Source organism: Pseudomonas sp. EA_65y_Pfl1_P113 (assembly GCF_963970525.1).
Lineage (GTDB): Bacteria > Pseudomonadota > Gammaproteobacteria > Pseudomonadales > Pseudomonadaceae > Aquipseudomonas > Aquipseudomonas tritici.
Window position 1 is genome coordinate 1 of the sequence record NZ_CAXAQM010000566.1, and the last position, 454, is coordinate 454.

1 protein-coding gene is annotated in these 454 nt (G+C 64.5%); it reads right to left on the bottom strand.

All coding sequences use genetic code 11. The features are described 5' to 3' along the window. Positions 1–454: hypothetical protein (locus AACY52_RS31105; protein WP_370468088.1), on the bottom strand; the 454-nt coding region annotated here is incomplete at both ends.

Consider the following 454-nt stretch of genomic DNA (forward strand, 5'->3'; position numbering starts at 1 on the left):
CTTCCGGAATATTGGGCTCCGACCGCCGCAACCATCGGATGCTCGCGCCCGCATGCGAAACGATCGAAGCAAGCGGTTGGCCAATCTCATGAGCAATCGATGCGGCAAGCCCACCCATCAGCGAAAGATGCGACGTCTGCGCCAATTCGGCCCGCGCGGCCCGCAACGCATTTTCGGTCTGCGATCGGCGCGCATCCTCCTCCATCAGTTCCGCGTGCCGGTGTGCGGTGTCGAGCGCGATACTGGCCACCGCGCCGATGCGCTCGATCAGCGCGACGCCCGACGGCGCGCAGATCTCCGCCGCGCATGTCTCTAGATGCACGATTCCCAAGAGCCGATTGCGCTGCAGCAACGGGATCGACAGAATATACCCCTTTTCCCGATCCCCCGTCATCGCGGGCTTTTGCGTGCGCATCACGGCCTGCAGGACGGCCGGATCCACGCGCTCGGCAGT